We start from the raw sequence: 18,013 nt of genomic DNA, 5'->3' as shown, positions 1-18,013 counted from the left end.
CGAGCCTACCCCGTGCCGCATCCCTGAGATTGTGTAACAATATGCCATGCGTTTCGTGCTCGCCGTGCTGCTCGCCGCGGTGTGCTTCGGCACCACCGGCACGGCGCAGGCCCTCGGCCCCGATGCCGGCGCGCTCTCACTCGGCGCGGCACGACTCGTCGTGGGCGGCGGCGCCCTCGGGCTCGTCGCACTCGCCCTCCACTTCGCCGCGCGTCGGCGCGACGCGGCCGGGACACCCGTGGCGTCGACGCGCGGCGATGGCATGCGACATCCGCTCGCCGTGCGCTCGCGCAGGCTGCCCACCTGGGCGCTCATCGCGATCGGTGCAGCCGGCGTGCTCGCCTACCAGCCCGCGTTCTTCGCGGGCACTGCAGCGAACGGAGTGGCCGTCGGCACGGTCGTCGCTCTCGGCTCGGCACCGGTCATCACCGGGGCGCTCGACTGGGCGCTGCGCCGGCGGTATCCAGGACACCGATGGGGGCTCGCGACGGCGATCGCAACCACCGGAGTCGCCATCCTCGCGGCATCGACGGCATCGGCGGGTCCGACCGCGGTCGACGCCGTCGGCGCGTCGGCCGGTCCGCTCGGCCTGCTCGCCTCGGTCGGCGCGGGCTCGTCGTACGCGGTGTACACGCTCGCGGCGAAGGCGCTGCTCGACCGCGGGTGGAGCGCGACCGGCAGCATGGGCGCGCTGTTCGGCGCGGCCGCCGTCGCGAGCGTGCCGGTGCTCGCGATGACGGATGCCTCGTGGCTCGCCACCGGGCCCGGCCTCGCGATGGCGCTCTGGGTCGGCCTCGCGGCAACGGCCTTCGCCTACGTGCTGTTCGGCATCGGCCTCACCGGGCTCGCGCCCGCGACGGTATCGACGCTGACGCTCGCCGAGCCGCTGACCGCGGGGCTGCTCGGCGTGCTGGTGCTCGGCGAGGCGCTCTCGGGCGGGGCGGTCGCCGGGCTCATCGTGCTCGCCGGCGGCATCGTGCTGTTCGCGGCCGGCGCCCGGGGCGGCCCGGGCGGGCGGGGCGGCCCCGGCGCCCGGGGCGGCCCGGGCGGGCGCCACGGCGCGGCGTCAGCCGGGCTGGTCGGCAGCGCCCTCGGCTCCGTCGGCCATCGCGAGCTTCGCACGCACCCGAGCTCCGATGCGCGGGTCACCCGGGTTCTCTTCGCCCGGCTCGAACCAGTGGTCCTCACCGCGGGCGCAGGTACACGCGAGCGCGACCGTCTCACCGATCACGACCGCGCGAAAGAACTCGCGGTGCGGAACACTGGGGTCACGACGTCGACGCATGGTGCTGGCTCTCCCGGGTGTCGGCGCGCCCGGTGCGCGCTCATTGAAGAGACGACCGATCGCGTCGATCATGACGCGAAGTACTGAGAAATCTTCGACGAGATCCCGGCTGCGCTCACGGTCAGAGCTGCTCGCCCGCGACGTTGAAGGTGTCGCACGCCCCCGCGCCCCGCTGGTACCCGACCGCGAACCAGCGCTGACGCTGCTCACTCGTGCCGTGCGTGAACGTGTGCGGGCTCACCTGGCCCTGCGTGGCCTCTTGGATGCGGTCGTCGCCGACCGCGGCCGCCGCATCGAGCGCATCGCGGATCTCTGCCTCGGTCGGTTCCTGAAGGAACGGCACCCCTTCGTCGTCGGGCACCGTCGCGGCGTTCGCCGTCCAGGCGCCCGCAAAGCAGTCTGCCTGCAGTTCGACCCGCACCGCGTTCGACGTCGGGCCCGTCTGCCCGTCTTGCGAGCGCTCGAGAATGCCGCCGAGGTTCTGGATGTGGTGACCCCACTCGTGCGCGACCACGTACATCTGCGCGAGCGGTCCGCCGCTGGCCCCGAACCGGCTGCGCAGCTCGTCGAAGAACGTCACGTCCATGTAGATCATCTGGTCGGGCGGGCAGTAGAAGGGCCCCGTCGCCGATGACGCGCTGCCGCAGCCCGTGGTGGTCGCGGCGTCGAACAGGATCAGGTCTTGCGGGCCGACGTAGTTCGTGAGGCCGATCGCCGGGCCCTCCTGCGACCAGTAGGCCTCGAGCGACGCCGATGCACCCTTCATGCGGCACTCGATGTTCTCGTTGGCGTCTTCGCCGGTGAGGCACTGGTCGAGCGACGTCTCTTCGGCCGGCGGCTGCCCGCCCCCGCCCATGAGCCCCGTGAGGTCGACGCCGAGGAACTGCGACAGCACGAACAGCGCGATCACCCCGATGCCACCGCCCGCTACGGCGATGCCCGTATTGCGCCCGCGCTTCGAGGCTTTGCCGCCACTGATGTCGGAGCCGGGATTGAAGGTCATGAGCCGAAACTACTCCGAGTCACCGGGGTCGTCATGTACATCGTGCGCATCGTCGCGGTCGTCTTCGGCGAAACGGTCGGTCGCCGTGATGAGGGCGTCGAGAATGCCGGGTTCGTCGTAGGCGTGCCCGGCATCGTCGACGATGGTGAACTCCGCCTCGGGCCATGCGAGGTGCAGGTCCCACGCCGTCATCACGGGCGTGCACATGTCGTAGCGGCCCTGCACGATCACCGCCGGGATGCCGCTCAGCCGCGAGGCATCCCGAATCAACTGGCCCTCGTCCCACCAGCCGCCGTGACGAAAGTAGTGGTTCTCGATGCGCGCGAACGCCGCAGCGTATTCGGGCGCCGTGAACCGGGCGATCGTCTCGGCCTGCGGCAGCAGGGTGATGGTCGACGACTCCCACCGCGACCAGGCGATCGCGGCGGGTTCGTAGACGGCGGGGTCGGGGTCGGCCAGCAGGTGCCCGTAGGCCTCGATGAGATGGCCTCGCTCGGCAGGCGGCACGGGCGCGATGAATTCCTCCCAGAGGTCGGGGAACACGGCCGAGGCGCCGCCCTCGTAGAACCAGTCGAGCTCCTGCCGCCGCAGCGTGAAGATGCCGCGCAGCACGAGCTCGGTCACGCGCTCGGGGTGGGTCTGCGCGTACACGAGCGCGAGCGCGCTTCCCCATGAGCCGCCGAAGACCTGCCAGCGGTCGATGCCGAGATGCCCGCGCAGCCGCTCCATGTCGGCGACGAGGTGCCAGGTGGTGTTCGCCGAGAGGTCGGCGTTCGGCTCGCTCGCGTGCGGGATCGAGAATCCACACCCCCGCTGGTCGAACAGCACGATGCGGTAGCGCTCGGGGTCGAACAGGCGGCGATGCGACGGGGTCGTTCCGCCCCCGGGACCGCCGTGCAGGAACACCACCGGCTTTCCGTTGCGGTTACCGGACACCTCCCAGTAGATGTGCTGTCCGTCACCCACGTCGAGCATGCCTGTTTCCAGGGGTTCGATCTCCGGATACATCTCTCGCATCTGCTCACGGTACCGAGCGACGGATGTCCCGACCGGGTGCCGCGCCGCACGCACGGGCCGCTCTCTGCACGCGGGGCGGCGATCTCTGCGGGGCTGCTATCTCTGCAGGGGAATAGAGCCCACCACGAGCCACCACACCGGATAGGCGACGTAGGCGAATGCCCCGGCGACACCGCCGATGATGAACACCGCCCACTGGCCGGCCGATCCGGCGGGCAGCAGGAACCCGATCGCGAACACGAGCAGGGCGGCGAGCCCGGCTGAACCGATGACGACAGCCCAGCGAGCGAGGATGTGGCACATCCGAGCGCGAACCAGGCCGACGAGCCCGACGGCGATGAGAAAGCCGAACATGAGCACGATCGCCGGTATCGCGGCCACGTACTGGTCGTCGAGGGTCGCCCCTCCCATGAGCATGCGTACGGTGGTGACCGCCAAGTAGGCCGTCGCGAGCGACATGACCACGGCGAGCGCCCCGAGCGTTGCGCTGGGAGCGAGTGCGCGCCAGAGCAGCAGGGCGGCGACGATCTGTGCCGGCGCGAGCGCGATGCTCAGCACATCGTTCGCCGGGCCGAGCCAGTACCAGGTGCGCAGCTGCACACCGAACGGGTCGGCGAGCGCGAAGAACAGGGCGAGCGCCAGCGCCGAGGCGAGCCCGAGATAGCCGGTGGTGAACGCCCACCTTCGCAGGGCCGTGCGCCGCGGCGCCGACCGGGGCGGCGGCTGGGGCGCCGGCTGGGGCGCCGGTTGCTCGTCGCGTACCGGTGATCGTGCGGAATCCTCGCCTTCCACAGTGCTCACGATACTCAGGGGCGGGGCCCGGTGCCCACCCCTTCCCGGGGGGCACGAGCGGGCCCGGGCTACGCTCGAATCATGGCATCGAACGCGCCCGTCACCATCACCATCACCGGAGCGGGCGGGCAGATCGGCTACGCCCTGCTGTTCCGCATCGCCTCGGGCGCCATGCTGGGCCCCGAGACCCCGGTGCGCCTCAACCTGCTCGAGATCCCGCAGGGGCTGAAGTCGGCCGAGGGCGCCGCACTCGAACTGCAGGATTCCGCCTTCCCGCTGCTCACCCACGTCGAGATCACCGATGACGCGAACGCCGCCTTCGAGGGCGCGAACATCGCACTGCTCGTCGGCGCTCGCCCCCGCGGACCCGGCATGGAACGCGGCGACCTGCTCGCCGCGAACGGCGGCATCTTCGGTCCGCAGGGCGCGGCCATCAATGCCGCAGCCGCCGACGACATCCGCGTCGCCGTGGTCGGCAATCCCGCGAACACGAACGCCCTCATCGCCGCGGCGAATGCACCGGATGTCCCGCGCGATCGGTTCACCGCGCTCACGCGCCTCGATCACAACCGCGCCCTGGGGCAGCTCGCCGTCGCCGTCGAGGGCTCGGTCGGCGACATCCGCGGACTCACGATCTGGGGCAATCACTCGGCGACGCAGTTTCCCGACGTCGAGCACGCGACCGTCGCGGGCGACTCGGTGCCCGCGCGGCTCGCCGAGCGATTCGGGGGGCCCGATGCTGCCCGGCGGTGGCTTGCCGACGAGTTCATCCCGCGGGTGGCAGGGCGCGGCGCAGAGATCATCGAGGTGCGCGGCTCGTCGTCGGTCGCGTCGGCGGCCTCGGCGACGATCGACCACGTGCGCGATTGGGTCGGCGGTACACCCGACGGGTGGACGAGCGCGGCGATCGTGTCAGACGGGTCCTACGGCGTGCCCGAGGGTCTCATCTCGTCGTTCCCGGTGGAGTCGGTCGACGGGTCGTGGCGCATCGTGCGCGACCTCGAGCTCGACGCGTTCGCGCGAGGCCGCCTCGCGACGACAGTGGCCGAACTCGAAGACGAGCGCGACGCCGTGCGATCGCTCGGCCTCATCTGAGCCTCGGACCCCGTGATGTCGCACGAACCGTCACCATCCGCTGGAATGCCGACACTTCGCGCGACATCACGGCCTGCTGCAGCGACACTCGACCTCTCTGGATACCACCTCGCGGTCGACGAGCAGTTCGACGGGGACGACCTGTCCGACATGCGCTGGTTGCCCCACTACACACCGCACTGGAGCTCACGGCGGGCGAGTGCCGCGCGATACGACGTCTCGGGCGGCACCCTGAAGCTCCGCATCGATGCCGACACCGAACCCTGGTCGCCCGAGTACGACGGCGACGTGCGCGTGTCGCACCTGCAGACGGGTCAGTTCTCGGGGCCGATCGGCAGCCCGGTCGGCCAGCACCGGTTCCGGGCGGGACTGGTCGTGCGCGAAGAGCAGGATGATGAGCGGCTCTGGCTGCCGCGTTTCGGCGTGATCGAAGCACGTGTACGAGCAATCCGCCACCCCTCGGCGATGGTCGCCCTGTGGCCGATCGGCTTCGAAGACGAAGGGGTGAACTGCGGCGAGATCTGCATCTTCGAGATCTTCGGCAGCGAGCTCGACGACACCGGCGGTCTCGTGGGCGTCGGGGTGAAGCCCCAGCGCGATCCGCGACTCGTGATGGACTTCGAGAAGGTGCGAGTCGACGGCGATCTCACGGCGTTCCACGACTACGCCGTCGAATGGCTGCCCGAGCGCCTGCGGTTCTTCATCGACGGGCGGCTCGTCAAGGTCGTCGAGCAGTCCATCGGCTACCCGGTGCAACTCATGCTCGACCTCTACGAACTGCCGACCGGCGCCCCGCGCGACACGTCCGCGCATCCCCTCGTGTTCGAGGTGGCGCACGTGCGGGAGTACCGCGCACGCGTCACGTGACGGCTCGATCTAGGCTGGGCGCATGGCCCCCGACGCACCCTCACCCGCTGCCCGCCGCAAGCAGATCATCGTCGGCATCGTCGTCGGCCTGATCATCGGCGTCGTCGTGAGCCTCTGGACCGGCTTCTGGCTATGGCTCGCGGCTGGCGCCGCCGTCGGACTCGCGGCGGGCGCGCTCATGAAGCCGCCCGCCGAATAACGCGCCAGTCGGGCACCCACGCACTGAAACAGGAACGAGCGACCCGAGAGGGTCGCCCGTTCCTGTTTTCGGTGCCGCTCCGGCGTGTCTTCCTGTTTCCGGGACGCTGGTCCGCGCGGCGGGCGCGGCGGGCGCGGCGGGCGCGGCGGGCGCGGCGGGCGCGGCGGGCGCGGCGGGCGCGACGGGCGGATGCTACTTCTTGGACTTCTCGGGCACCGGAAGCGTGCCCGCCGCCCGCTGCGCGGCGTAGTGGGCGCGCGCCTCGTCTTGACGCTCGAGCTCGGCGCCCGACGCGATCTTCGCGCGCAGGTGCTCGGGCTTGTAGCCGAACGCGTCGACGAGGTCTTGCGCGTGCGGGCGCAGCCGCTCGAGCAGGCGATCGATGTAGGCCGTCACGGCCTGCGCGCGCTGCGGCGAGAGCCGGCCGTTCATGAGGTACCAGGCGAGGTGCTTCTCGACCAGTCCGAGGCCGAAGAGATCGCGCAGCCACGTGAGCACCTGCTTGGTGCCCGGGTCGGTGGTCTGCGCGAGGCCGCGCGTGAACGCCTCCCACTGCAGCAGCTCGCCGTGGGCTCGAGCGGCTTCGATGAGCTGGTTCTGGTGACGGTTGAACGCCGCGGCAGCTTCGGCCTTGGGCAGCTTGCGCGCGTCGCGCAGGTGCCCGGCGATCTCGGCGATCATGGCCTCGACGCGGTCGGTGAGCAGTTCGCGCTGCGAGTTCTCGTCGCGCAGTTCGCTGACCGAGCGCGCCGTCGAGCCGAAGTCGGCGATGGTCTGCGCCAGTCGGCGAAGCCCGGTGCCGTGGTAGGCCCGCTCGGCGGTCGACTGCACGACATACCGTGCCATCGCGCCGGCGTCGGCCTTCGCGAACTGCTTCGAGAAGTCGGTCAACAGGCGCTTGGCCACGAGCTGCAGCAGCACGTTGTTGTCGCCCTCGAAGGTGACGTAGATGTCGAGGTCCTGACGCAGGCCGACGATGCGGTTCTCGGCGAGGAATCCGGCACCGCCGGTGGCCTCGCGAGCCTCCTGCAGCGTGTCGAGCGCATGCCAGGTCGACAGGGGCTTCAGTGCGGCGGCGATCGTCTCGAGGTCTTGGCGGTCGTCGTCGGTGTCGGCCCTGCCCGAGAACACCGCGTCGAACTTCAGCAGGAACTCGTCGTGCGCGAAGATCTGCGCGTAGGTCGTCGCGAGTTTCGGCAGCAGCCGGCGCTGGTGGCGCTGGTAGTCGAGCAGCACCTCTTCGTCGGTGTCGCTCGCCGCGTTGAACTGGCGGCGCTGGTTGCCGTAGGTGATCGCGATCGTCAGCGCCATCGCGGCGGCGCTCGTGGCCGCGCCGTCGAGCGAGACCCTGCCCTGCACGAGCGTGCCGAGCATCGTGAAGAAGCGCCGGCCCGGGCTCGCGATCGGGCTCGAGTAGGTGCCGTCTTCGGCGACCGAGCCGTAGCGGTTCAACAGGTTCTCGCGTGGAACGCGCACGTTCGTGAAGTGCAGCCGGCCGTTGTCGATGCCGTTGAGGCCGCCCTTGAGTCCGTCGTCTTCGCCGCCGACGCCCTTGAGGAACCCGCCCTTGGCGCCCCGGATCGGCACGTAGAAGGCGTGCACGCCGTGGTTGACGCCCTTGGTGATGAGCTGCGCGAACACGACCGCGGCCGTGCCGTGCAGTGCCGCGTTGCCGAGGTAGTCCTTCCACGCACCGCGGAACGGCGTGTTGATCACGAACTGCTGCGTGGCCTCGTCGTAGGTCGCGGTCGTGCCGATCGCCGCGACATCCGACCCGTGGCCGGTCTCGGTCATGGCGAACGCACCCGGCACCTTCAGCGACATGATGTCGGGCAGGAACGTCTGGTGGTGGTACTCGGTGCCGAGGTGCACCACGGCGGACCCGAAGAGCCCCCACTGCACGCCCGCCTTGATCTGCAGGCTCGGGTCGGCGATGACGAGCTCTTCGAACGAGGCGATGTTGCCGCCGTGGTCGTCTTGGCCGCCGAGGGCTTTCGGGAAGGCGCGGTGCACGGCGCCCTGATCGACGAGCGTCTTCAGCTGCGCGAGCACGCGCTCGCGGTGCTCTGCCATCGACTGACCGTCGATGCGCTGCATGTCGGGCTGCGCGGCGCGCTCGCGCGCGGCGATGCGCAGGTCGGCCCAGGTGCCGAGCAGTTGCTTGCCGAGCGACGCGATGTCGACCTTCGGCTGGGTTGCCGCCGCGTCGCCGGCCGGCGAGGGTGCGGGGGCGGATGCCGCGGGGCGGGCCGGCTTCGACGCCGATGCCGTGCCGGGTCGGCGCGCGGGTGCCGAGGCGGGCTTGGCGGTCTTCGAGGTGGTACGGGGTGCCGTGTCGACCATCGTGCGTCCTTCGTGTGCGTTCGTGGGCGTGCGTTCGTGGGCTTCATTCCCACGGTATGACCGCGTTCGGGCACGACGAAACCCTGCGTTCGGGCCCTACAAACCCGCCGCGCGGGGTCTCGACGACGACTGTGGGCACCCTACAAATGCCGGTGACCCCGGCAATGGGACATCCACAACGCGACGTCAGTTGCGGAAGAACGCGCTCGCGCGCCCCGACCACAGCAGGGCGAGCACGATCACCGAGACGGCGATGCCGAAGTACTCGCCGATCGCGCCCGCGGGATACGCGATCGCGAAGAAGATCGAGGCCGCGATCGACAGCACCTGGAAGACGGTGATGACCATACGAGCAGCCGCGCTGCCCCGAAGCAACATGGTCGCGACGATGATGACGATCGCCCCGATGAGGATCGAGACGATCGCCGACGTGATGAGTGCGCTCGCCCCGCCGAACTGTTCGACGGTCGCGGCGACGCTCGTCTGGAACAGCAGGATGGTGCCACCGAAGATGTCGAGCAGACCCGAGATCCACGTGAGCACCGCGACGAGTGTGACCCCGCCCGGACGGTCGATCGATGCAGACATGTGCGTCCCCTTCGCTGTATGCAGTGGTTGCAATGTATCGCGGGCGGATGTCCCGACGCGAGCGATCCCGCGGAGGGCCGGATCTGCGTACGGGGGCGGCCCGACGGCCTGATCGCGTCGAGCCGCCCCCCCCCTGCCCGGTGCTATGCGCTGCGCTGGTACGCGCGGAACGCCCGCGTCGCGACCCAGCCGAGCAGCGCGGTGAACGCCGCCAGCAGGCCGAGGTCGGCCGCGATGCCCGCCCAGTCGGGACTCGTCGTGAGTGCCTCGCGGCCCGCGGCCACGGCCCATTCGAACGGGTTGAACGCCGCGACATCGGCGACCCACGCGGCCGACAGGGTCGTATCCATGAGCGCGGAGCTCAGGAACATCAGCGGGATCGTGATGAGCTGCGAGATGCCGATCAGCACGTTCTGGTTGCGCGCGAGCAGTGCCGCCGCGTTCGAAAGCGCCGAGAACGACGCCGTCAGCAGCATGGCCGCGAGCAGCATCACGAGGATGCCGGTCACACCGCCGTCGAAGCGCGCCCCCATGAGCCACGCCACGCCGAGCACGATCAGCGACTGCACGATCGTGAGCACGGCCTGGTACAGCAGCGTCGACACCATCATGGCGCCGCGACTCGTCGGCGACGTGAGGAACCGGTCCATGACGCCGCGATCCATGTCCTGGATGTAGCTCGTGCCGGCCCACGCGCTGCCGAACAGCGCCATCATCATCACGATCCCGGGCGTGAGGAACTCGAGGTAGCTGTCGCCGCCCTCGAATCCCGGGATCTCGACGACGCTCTCGAAGAGCTGCCCGAACAGCAGTAGCCAGATCAGCGGTTGCACGACGTTCATGACGATGAACGCGGGAACACGCCAGGCGGCGCGGAGTTGACGCAGAGTCAGATACGCCGTGTGTCGTGCGAAGCTCGGTCGCTCGAACGTGCGGGCGATCGTACGGTTCGCCTCATCGGTGGTGACGGTGGTCATGACGCGACCTCCTCGGTCTTGGCGGTGGATTGCGGTGACGGGGCCGGCGCGTCTGCTGAGTGCGCCTGCGCGGCCGCGAACGAGCGCCCGGTGTGAGCCAGGTACACGTCGTCGAGGCTCGGCCGCGACACGGTGGCGGATGCCACTGCGAGCCCCGCGGCATCGAGCACGCCGAGGGCGAGCGGCAGCGCCGCCCCGCCATCGTCGCCACGTGCGCGAACCGTGCGGCCGTCGGCCACGATGTCGCGAAGCGCGCCGATGCGGCCGATGGCCGCCAGCACCTCGGGGATGTCGCTCGCCTCATGCACCTCGATCACGAGCGCATCACCGCGCAGTTCACTCTTCAACTGCTCGGGCGTGCCGTCGGCCACGACTCGGCCGCCATCGACGATCGCAAGCCGGCTCGCCAGGCGGTCGGCCTCCTCGAGGTAGTGCGTCGTGAGCAGCACGGTCATGCGCTCCTCACGGGACATCCGTTCGATCTCGGCCCACATCTCGGCCCGCGCCTCGGGATCGAGACCGGTCGTCGGCTCATCGAGGAACAGCACCTCGGGGCGGTGCATGAGCCCGATGGCGACGTCGAGCTTGCGCGCCATGCCGCCCGAATAGGTCTTGACCTGGCGGCCGGCCGCCGTGGTGAGCGCGAACCGGTCGAGCAGGTCGTCGGCGCGGCTCTTCGCAGCGGCCGTTCGCATGCCGTGCAGCCGGCCCGCGAGCACGAGGTTCTCGAGCCCCGTGTCCATGGGGTCGGACACCTGCTTCTGCGCGACGAAGCCGATCGCGCTGCGGACCCGCTCGGGATGCCGGCGCACATCGACTCCGGCGACGAACGCGGCGCCCGAATCGGCCCGTGAGAGCGTCGACAGGATCTTCACCGTCGTCGACTTGCCGGCGCCGTTGGGCCCGAGCAGGCCGAAGACGGTCCCCTGCTCGGCCTCGAAGGTGAGCCCGTCGAGGGCTCGCAGCGGGGCCTTGCCGCGCCCCTGCGGATAGGTCTTGACGAGATCGACGGCCGCAAGGGCCCTCGCGTCGGGTGAAACAGCCATGAGGCTCCTCCTTGGATTTCCTTGGATGAGAGCCGTGCGATCGCGGGGTGCGGCCGGTGGCCGCCGGGGCGGCCGGGTGGCCGCAGGGTGCGGCCGATACAATGGCGGCACGCACTGGGATGGATTCGATTCACGTCGTACGACTCGGTTGCGAGATGGCTCGGATGTTGCCGCATCCGGGCCATCGGTCTGTGCGGTCTCGGTCAGTGTTCTGGGGGCGATGCTCCTTTCGCGAGGTAGCGCTCGAGCTGCGCCTGCACCTCGTCGGCGGTCGCGCCACGGGCGAACAGCTCGTGCATTCCGCGCCACGCCTCGAGCCCGCCGAGCTCTCCGGCGGCGAGTCGGTCGACCATGGTCGCCACGAACTCGCGCTCGGCGCGCACCATCGCGACGCGATAGTGGAACTCGAGCAGGAACAGCTCAGGCAGGCCGAGCTTCGCCGTCTGGGCGGCCATGTCGCTGCGCTGCTCGAGCTCGGCATCGAGGCGCTCGACCCGTTGACGCAGCAGCGAGATCGCCACCTCGGGCGGAAGCAGCGCGATGAGCGACAGCCCGGCCTCGAAGGCCGGATACTCCTTGATCGGCGTTCCGATGAGTTCGCTCAGCCAATCGTGCGCCTCGACCCGCCCGGCCTCGGTGATCGCATAGACGATGCGCTCGGGTCGATTTCCCTCGCGCTCGATGCGGTCTTCGCGAATGAAACCGTGCTTCTCGAGCGACTTGATGACCGCGTACAGCGATCCGAAGTTCAGTCGGATGCTGTCTTCTTTGCCGCGCTCGCGCAGCGTGGTCGTCATCTCGTAGGGGTACATCGGGCGCTCCCAGAGGCACGACAGCACCGCAAGGGCGAGCGGGTTGCTCACGGGACGTTTCGACATACTCACCTCCAAATACTTTGTTCAGAGTATTCGGGTGCAAGTGCTCTGTCAAGAGCATTCGGATGCCGCTCCTCCGGCATCGCCCGTCGAGACCTTCGGTAACGCCGGCTCAGCCCGACGCCACGACCTGCAGCAGCGCCTCGCCGTAGGCCTCGAGCTTCTTGGCGCCGATTCCCGTGATGCCGTCGAGCTCGTCGAGACGCTCGGGCCTGGCGAGGGCCACGGCGCGCAACGTCGCGTCGCCGAACACGATGTAGGCGGGAACCCCCTGCTCGCGAGCCTCGCCCGCACGCCACGCACGCAACTGCTCGAACAGCTCGGCCTGGGCGGGCTCGAGGTCGGCCGCGGCCGGAGCGGCCTTGGGGCCCCGAGTGCGAGCGGCGCGCTCGGGTTCGGCGCGCAGCATCACCTGGGCCGACCCCGCGAGCACCGCCGACGCGGCATCGGTGACAGTGAGTGTGCCGTACTCGCCGTGCGTGGCGAGCAGCCCCTGGGCGAGCAACTGTCGCACCACGCCCCGCCACTGCTGCTCGCTGAGGTCTTGGCCGATCGCCCACGTGGCCAGTGAGTCGTGACCGTACTGGCGCACGCGCGGGGTCTCTTTGCCGCGCAGGATGTCGATGAGATGCCCGGCGCCGTAGCGCTGGCGTCGCTCGCGGTGCAGTCGCACGATGGTCGACATGAGCTTCTGGGCCGCCACCGTGCCGTTCCACGCGGCGGGCGGCTCGAGGCACGTGTCGCAGTTGCCGCACGGCTCGCTCGACTCGCCGAAGTAGCCGAGCAGGTTCTGCCTGCGGCACTGCACGGTCTCGCACAGTGCGAGCATCGCGTCGAGGTGCTGGCTCAGCCGCCGCCGGTGCGCCAGGTCGCCGGGGCTCTCGTCGATCATGCGGCGCTGCTGCACGACGTCTTGCAGGCCGTAGGCGAGCCACGCCGTGGCCGGCGCGCCGTCGCGGCCGGCGCGGCCGGTCTCTTGGTAGTAGCCCTCGACCGACTTCGGCAGGTCGACATGGGCGACGAATCGCACGTCGGGCTTGTCGATGCCCATGCCGAATGCGATCGTCGCCACGACGACGACGCCGTCTTCGCGCAGGAACCGCTCTTGCGTGCGGCGGCGGGTCGCGGCGTCGAGGCCGGCATGGTACGGCAGCGCGTTGACACCGTTGACCGCGAGGAAACCCGCGATCTTCTCGGTGCTCGCACGTGACAGCGCATAGACGATGCCCGACACCGGTGCGCCTTCTGCGTCGACGCCTTCGCTGCGCACGAAGTCGAGCAGCTGTTTTCGCACCTCGAGCTTGGGTGCGATGCGGTACTGGATGTTGGGCCGGTCGAAACTCGACACGAAGTGCCGGGCGCCGTCGAGTGAGAGACGCGACGTGATCTCGCGGTGCGTCGTCTCGGTGGCGGTGGCGGTGAGCGCGATGCGCGGCACGTCGGGCCAGCGCTCGGCGAGCTCGGAGAGGGCCAGGTAGTCGGGCCGGAAATCGTGGCCCCACTGCGCCACGCAGTGCGCCTCGTCGATGGCGAAGAGCGCGACCGTGCCGCCTTCGAGGAAGCGCTTGGCCGACTCGGCGCCCAGCCGCTCGGGCGCGATGTAGAGCAGGTCGAGCTCGCCCGCGAGGTAGGCGCGTTCGACCGCGGCGCGCTCGGACGGCTGCTGGCTCGAGTTGAGGTACGCCGCGCGCACGCCGTTGCGCACGAGCGCGTCGACCTGGTCGTGCATGAGCGCGATGAGCGGCGACACGACGACGCCCGTGCCCTCGCGAAGCAGCGCCGGAATCTGGTAGCAGAGGCTCTTGCCGCCGCCGGTGGGCATGAGCACGACGGCGTCGCCGCCGCCCGCCACCTGCTCGATGATGGCCGCCTGCTCACCGCGGAACTGCTCGTAGCCGAACACCGTGTGCAGCGCCTCGGCGGCGGTGGCGAAGCGCGGCGGCGCGGCGGCGGCGGTGAACGGCGGTGCTGCTGCCATGGTCGCCGCCGGCGATGCGGATGTCGCGGGCTCCCACGCCCCTGCATGGTCGGGCTGCCAGGCGTCGACCGGCGGCGGCGGCGCCCACTCGTCGTCTGGCGGAGGAGCGAGCTCGTCAAGATCGAACGGGACCTCGTCGGTCGGGTCGGGTTCGGTACTCGGGCTCACCCGTCGAGTGTAACGAGCACCTCCGACCTCGAACCGACGAGGTCGTCACTGTGGACTACCCGTCGGTGCGGCGCCGACGTGCGGAGATCGCGAGCGCGATGCCGACAGCACCGACGACGAGGCCGCCGACGCCGAGCACCCGCGCCACGGTGTCGTCGGAGGTCGTCGCTGCGACATCCGATGCCGATTCGGCGTGCTCATCGGCGGCGGCCGGCGCGGCGCCGTGGCCGTTCTCGTCGCCGGTGGCCTCGGTGACGACGATCGTCGGCGCCGGGCTCTCGGGCTCGGCCTCGCCCTCGTCGGCGACCTCGCTCCAGTCGGTCTCGCCCTCGACGCACGTCTGGCGCACCGGGAACGCGAGGGTCTCACCCGCGGCATCGTCGGGAAGCCGCAGCGAGAGTTCGATCGTGTCGCGGTAGCCGTTCTCGACGGGCGTGATCGCGGTGTAGACGACCTGTGCGGTGCGATCGCCCTCGACGACCTTCTCGATCGTGTAGTTCGGGTTGAGCGTCGGCGAGACGCTCGCGATCGACGCGGGGATGTCGAACGTGAGCTTCGTCGTCGGCGACTCGCCGCAGCCGTGGCTGAACGCGAAGGTCAGCACGGTACTGCTGCCGGCGGCGGTGCTGCTCGGCGTCACGCCGACGTGGGCCGATGCGGCCAGCGGTGCGCCGAGCGCGAGCAGCACGCCCCCGGCGAGTGCGGTGACGGCGATGGTCGTGGTGCGAATGGTCATGGTGATCCTGATTCTGTGCGTGGGTCGCCGAGGCGACGCCTGCCGGTGTGAGAGTGATGCAAAGCCGCGGCGCGCGAGGGCGCGTCGACGCAGAACGTCGGATGACGCTGCTCAGGCGGCGGCGAAGGCAACCGGCGGTCCGCGATGACGCATCGCGGAGAGCACGATCAGGCGGGTGGTCGCGCGCGGCGTGCGCGTGACGGCGGGCCGCGGCCGGCGCAGCCACGGCACGGCGATCTGCGGGATACGCGGCAGCACCGAGCCGACGACGACCCGGATCGCACGCAGTGTCGCGCGCAGGGCACGCTCGCCGTGCCGGATCGCGACGACCGTGACGGCGACCGCGACGAGGTGCGAGACGAGCATCGACGGCTCGAACGACGGCGGCGAGCCGGTGGTCGACGACCAGTCGATCGTGTCGTGGTGATGGTGTGCGAGACCAACCGATGCGGCCGGCTCCGCGGCCTGCACCGAGTACAGGGCGTGCAGCGCGAACTGCGTCGCCGCCACCGCGATCACCGTGCGCGCGAGGGTCAGCCGGCCACCGGCGACGGTCATGCACAGCAGCACCGAGAACGCCATCGACAGCACGACGGCGAGCAGCCCCGGCGGCGTGCCACCGCCGACCGTGTGCGAGAGCGCGGCGACGAAGCTGGCGAAGGACGCGAGCGCGCTGCCCTGCGCGACACGCGTCCACCTCGAAGTCACACCGGAAGCCTAGGCGACCCGTCGGGGCTCGGGCCACCGCCCCGGCCAGGGCCGCTCGATGCGACGGTCATCGCGCCAGACAGGGAACGGCCCCCGACTCGCGTCAGGGGCCGTTCTTTCGGTGGGAGTCGGTCAGCCGACGTTCAACGTGAACGAGCTGGTCGTGCCCGTGCTCGGGACCGAGACGACGAACGTCGTCAGCCCGCTCGCTGCGGCCGGAACCGTGAAGGTCACGCTCGCCTGCCCGACCTCGTCGAAGTTGGGCGTGTACGCCGTGTCGATCGCGTCGCTGCCGAGCTCCACCCCGCCGGACGAGACGACCGCCACGTCGGCGTCGGTCTCGTCGCGCGTGAAGTCGAGCGACGAGAGGTTCACCGTCACCGATGCTCCAGCCGAGACCGATGTGCCGCCCGGAAGGTGCACGCCGACCGCGCGCTGCATCAGGTCGGGCGTCGCGGTGCCGAACGTGTCGAAGTAGTCGACCATCGACTCGAGGTCGATCTTGCCGCTGTCGGACTTGTTCAGGCCCTCATCGAGCGTGAAGAAGTTGTCTCCACCCGATGCGAGGAAGGAGTTCACGCCGACCGAGTAGACCCCTGCGGGATCGATCGCCACGCCGCCCAGCCACATCTGGGTGATGTGCTGGCCTTGTGCGGCCGTCGGATCGTAGGTGTACGTGAACGCCGAGTTCGCGCCGAGCTTGAGGAACGGTCGCGACGCCGTTGCGGGCTGCCACTGCTCCTCGAGCACCTGCTTGATCTGCGCGCCGGTGAGATCCATCGACACGAGCGTGTTCGCGAACGGCTGCACGGCCGCGGCTTCGGCGTAGGTCACGACGCCCGAAGCCAGGTCGGCGCGAAGGCCGCCGGGGTTCATGAACGTGATGTCGACGCTGCGAGTGCCGTCGACGTTGAGCGCCCACAGCTGCACGTCGGCGACGAAGTTGCCGAGCGTCGACTCGCCACCGCGGTTCTCGGGGAACGACGTGCTCGTGGCCGGATCGGCGCGCACCGCACGGCCGAAGTTCGCCGTCGCCTCGCCGAGCTCGACGCTGCCGAGCTCTTGGGCCACGGCGACCGCCTCGTCGACGATCTTCGACGTCGTGTTGTCGTCTTTGTAGGCGTAGCCGACGATGTCGCCTTCGGCGTCGCGGACCGCGAGGTCGTAGATGGTGTTGTGCATCGAGACGAGCTCGTCTGCATACGCGTCGTACTGGATCACCATGTTGCTGAATCGCTCGCCGTACTGGCCGCTCGAGATGACGGGCCGGCCGTCGATCATGTGGTTGTACGCCAGGTGGGTGTGGCCTGAGACGATCGCGTCGATGTTGTCGTTCGCGTTGAGCACGATGTCACCGAAGGGGCTCTGCGGGTCGATCGCCGACTCGATCGACGTGGTCGCCGCACCCTCGTGCACGAGCATGACCACGACATCGGCCTCGCCGTTGGCCGGGTCGCCGTCACTGAGCTGGTCGGCAACGCGGTTCGCGGCCTCGACGGGCGAGCCGACGTCGATCTGCTCGATGCCGGCCGGGCTCACGAGCGAGGGCAGCTCGTCGGTGACCGCGCCGACGAAGCCGATGCTCACGTCCTTGAACTGCTTCACCCAGTACTCGGGGAGCGCAGGGTCGTCGGTGCCCGCGTTGTAGACGTTCGCGCCGAGGTACTGCCACTCGGCGAGCGGCATGACGCGGTCGGTGAGGTCGGCGAAGCCCTTGTCGAACTCGTGGTTGCCGACGGCACTCACGTCGAGGCCCGCCTCGTTGAGACCCTCGATCGTCGGCACGTCCTGCTGGATGAACGACGTGAACGTCGAAGCGCCGATCATGTCACCGGCGGCCGCGAAGACGGTGTCGGCACTGCCGCGACGAATCTCGTCGACGGCGCGCGCGAGAGCGGCGATGCCACCGGCAGCGCCGGACTGCTCGATGCGACCGTGGAAGTCGTTGACCGTCACGAGGTTGACCTCGGCGATCTTCTGCTTGCCGACCGGTGGCGCCGCGTGTGCCGGTGCCACCGCGCCGACGGTCAGCCCGACGGCCGTCGCCGCGGCGAGCGCCCCGGCGACGATGCGCGTTCGTGAACGTGTGGTCGCCTTGGCGCGAAGGCCCGCACCGCTGGACTCTGACTGCATCCCGTTGTCTCCTCTGCGAGTCGCCCGAGGAGCGTCGGATTCGCATTCCCCGGCAATGCGCCACCCGGCACCCACGCCGGAGGACTCTCGCAGCATACGTTCGTTGGACCGCCCTGCCAAGGGGGAGCGCGCTTTGCGCGTCCGGCCGTCACCAGTTCCGCTCATATGAGCACGTTGGTCGAGTGCGACTGCGAACGTGCGCA

General features: G+C 70.0%; 16 protein-coding genes. 4 read left to right on the top strand and 12 right to left on the bottom strand.

Annotated features, from left to right (window positions below; all coding sequences use genetic code 11):
• Positions 1 to 46: 46 nt before the first annotated feature.
• Positions 47 to 1,372 (top strand): DMT family transporter, encoded by a 1,326-nt coding sequence (locus ABD164_RS13195; protein ID WP_344296754.1) that lies wholly within the window; start codon positions 47 to 49, stop codon positions 1,370 to 1,372.
• A 34-nt stretch (positions 1,373 to 1,406) separates the two neighbouring features.
• Here the strand turns inward: ABD164_RS13195 and ypfJ are convergent, their stop codons facing one another.
• From ypfJ to ABD164_RS13180, 3 genes are all read right to left on the bottom strand, one after another.
• Positions 1,407 to 2,288 (bottom strand): KPN_02809 family neutral zinc metallopeptidase, encoded by an 882-nt coding sequence (ypfJ, locus tag ABD164_RS13190; RefSeq protein WP_344296753.1) that lies wholly within the window; start codon positions 2,286 to 2,288, stop codon positions 1,407 to 1,409.
• Between the two features lie 9 nt (positions 2,289 to 2,297).
• A complete protein-coding gene (pip, locus tag ABD164_RS13185; RefSeq protein ID WP_344296752.1) occupies positions 2,298 to 3,305 on the bottom strand; it encodes a prolyl aminopeptidase in 1,008 nt (335 codons plus the stop codon).
• Positions 3,306 to 3,401: 96 nt separating this feature from the next.
• Entirely contained in the window at positions 3,402 to 4,106 is a 705-nt protein-coding gene (locus ABD164_RS13180) for a hypothetical protein (RefSeq protein WP_344296751.1), read from the bottom strand.
• Positions 4,107 to 4,178: 72 nt separating this feature from the next.
• Between ABD164_RS13180 and ABD164_RS13175 the strand changes: the two genes are divergently transcribed.
• The 3 genes from ABD164_RS13175 to ABD164_RS13165 are packed head-to-tail and all read left to right on the top strand — an operon-like array spanning position 4,179 to position 6,258.
• On the top strand, positions 4,179 to 5,192 hold the full coding sequence (locus ABD164_RS13175; RefSeq protein ID WP_344296750.1) for a malate dehydrogenase: 1,014 nt from the start codon (positions 4,179 to 4,181) through the stop codon (positions 5,190 to 5,192).
• A gap of 45 nt (positions 5,193 to 5,237) precedes the next feature.
• Positions 5,238 to 6,059, top strand: coding sequence for a glycoside hydrolase family 16 protein (locus tag ABD164_RS13170; RefSeq protein WP_344296749.1), 822 nt, complete (start codon positions 5,238 to 5,240; stop codon positions 6,057 to 6,059).
• A gap of 22 nt (positions 6,060 to 6,081) precedes the next feature.
• A complete protein-coding gene (locus tag ABD164_RS13165; protein WP_344296748.1) occupies positions 6,082 to 6,258 on the top strand; it encodes an HPP family protein in 177 nt (58 codons plus the stop codon).
• A 192-nt stretch (positions 6,259 to 6,450) separates the two neighbouring features.
• Here ABD164_RS13165 and ABD164_RS13160 read toward each other — a convergent pair whose 3' ends face one another.
• The 9 genes from ABD164_RS13160 to ABD164_RS13120 form a co-directional block, all read right to left on the bottom strand.
• The gene (locus ABD164_RS13160; RefSeq protein WP_344296747.1) at positions 6,451 to 8,601 is read right to left on the bottom strand and encodes an acyl-CoA dehydrogenase family protein; all 2,151 of its coding nucleotides are present in this window, start codon (positions 8,599 to 8,601) and stop codon (positions 6,451 to 6,453) included.
• A 186-nt stretch (positions 8,602 to 8,787) separates the two neighbouring features.
• Positions 8,788 to 9,189: a DUF7144 family membrane protein gene (locus tag ABD164_RS13155; RefSeq protein ID WP_344296746.1), complete on the bottom strand. Its 402-nt coding sequence runs from the start codon at positions 9,187 to 9,189 to the stop codon at positions 8,788 to 8,790.
• A 143-nt stretch (positions 9,190 to 9,332) separates the two neighbouring features.
• The gene (locus tag ABD164_RS13150) at positions 9,333 to 10,166 is read right to left on the bottom strand and encodes an ABC transporter permease (protein WP_344296745.1); all 834 of its coding nucleotides are present in this window, start codon (positions 10,164 to 10,166) and stop codon (positions 9,333 to 9,335) included.
• Positions 10,163 to 11,212 carry an ATP-binding cassette domain-containing protein gene (locus ABD164_RS13145; RefSeq protein WP_344296744.1) on the bottom strand — a complete coding sequence of 350 codons (1,050 nt, stop codon included), beginning with the start codon at positions 11,210 to 11,212 and terminating at the stop codon, positions 10,163 to 10,165. The genes ABD164_RS13150 and ABD164_RS13145 overlap by 4 nt, the downstream gene beginning before the upstream one ends.
• A 203-nt stretch (positions 11,213 to 11,415) precedes the next feature.
• Positions 11,416 to 12,090: a PadR family transcriptional regulator gene (locus ABD164_RS13140; RefSeq protein ID WP_344296743.1), complete on the bottom strand. Its 675-nt coding sequence runs from the start codon at positions 12,088 to 12,090 to the stop codon at positions 11,416 to 11,418.
• Positions 12,091 to 12,199: 109 nt separating this feature from the next.
• Positions 12,200 to 14,233 (bottom strand): DNA helicase RecQ, encoded by a 2,034-nt coding sequence (gene recQ, locus ABD164_RS13135; RefSeq protein ID WP_344296742.1) that lies wholly within the window; start codon positions 14,231 to 14,233, stop codon positions 12,200 to 12,202.
• A gap of 55 nt (positions 14,234 to 14,288) precedes the next feature.
• Complete coding sequence (locus ABD164_RS13130) at positions 14,289 to 14,969, bottom strand: YcnI family copper-binding membrane protein (protein ID WP_344296741.1); 681 nt, start codon at positions 14,967 to 14,969, stop codon at positions 14,289 to 14,291.
• A gap of 111 nt (positions 14,970 to 15,080) precedes the next feature.
• Positions 15,081 to 15,677 (bottom strand): hypothetical protein, encoded by a 597-nt coding sequence (locus ABD164_RS13125; protein WP_344296740.1) that lies wholly within the window; start codon positions 15,675 to 15,677, stop codon positions 15,081 to 15,083.
• Between the two features lie 132 nt (positions 15,678 to 15,809).
• Positions 15,810 to 17,810, bottom strand: a complete 2,001-nt coding sequence (locus ABD164_RS13120) for a bifunctional metallophosphatase/5'-nucleotidase (RefSeq protein ID WP_344296739.1) — start codon at positions 17,808 to 17,810, stop codon at positions 15,810 to 15,812.
• Positions 17,811 to 18,013 lie beyond the last annotated feature (203 nt).

It is taken from the genome of Agromyces neolithicus, assembly GCF_039529735.1.
Lineage (GTDB): Bacteria > Actinomycetota > Actinomycetes > Actinomycetales > Microbacteriaceae > Agromyces > Agromyces neolithicus.
Note: the sequence above shows the minus strand (reverse complement) of the source record. Positions and strands in the feature narration are given on the sequence as shown.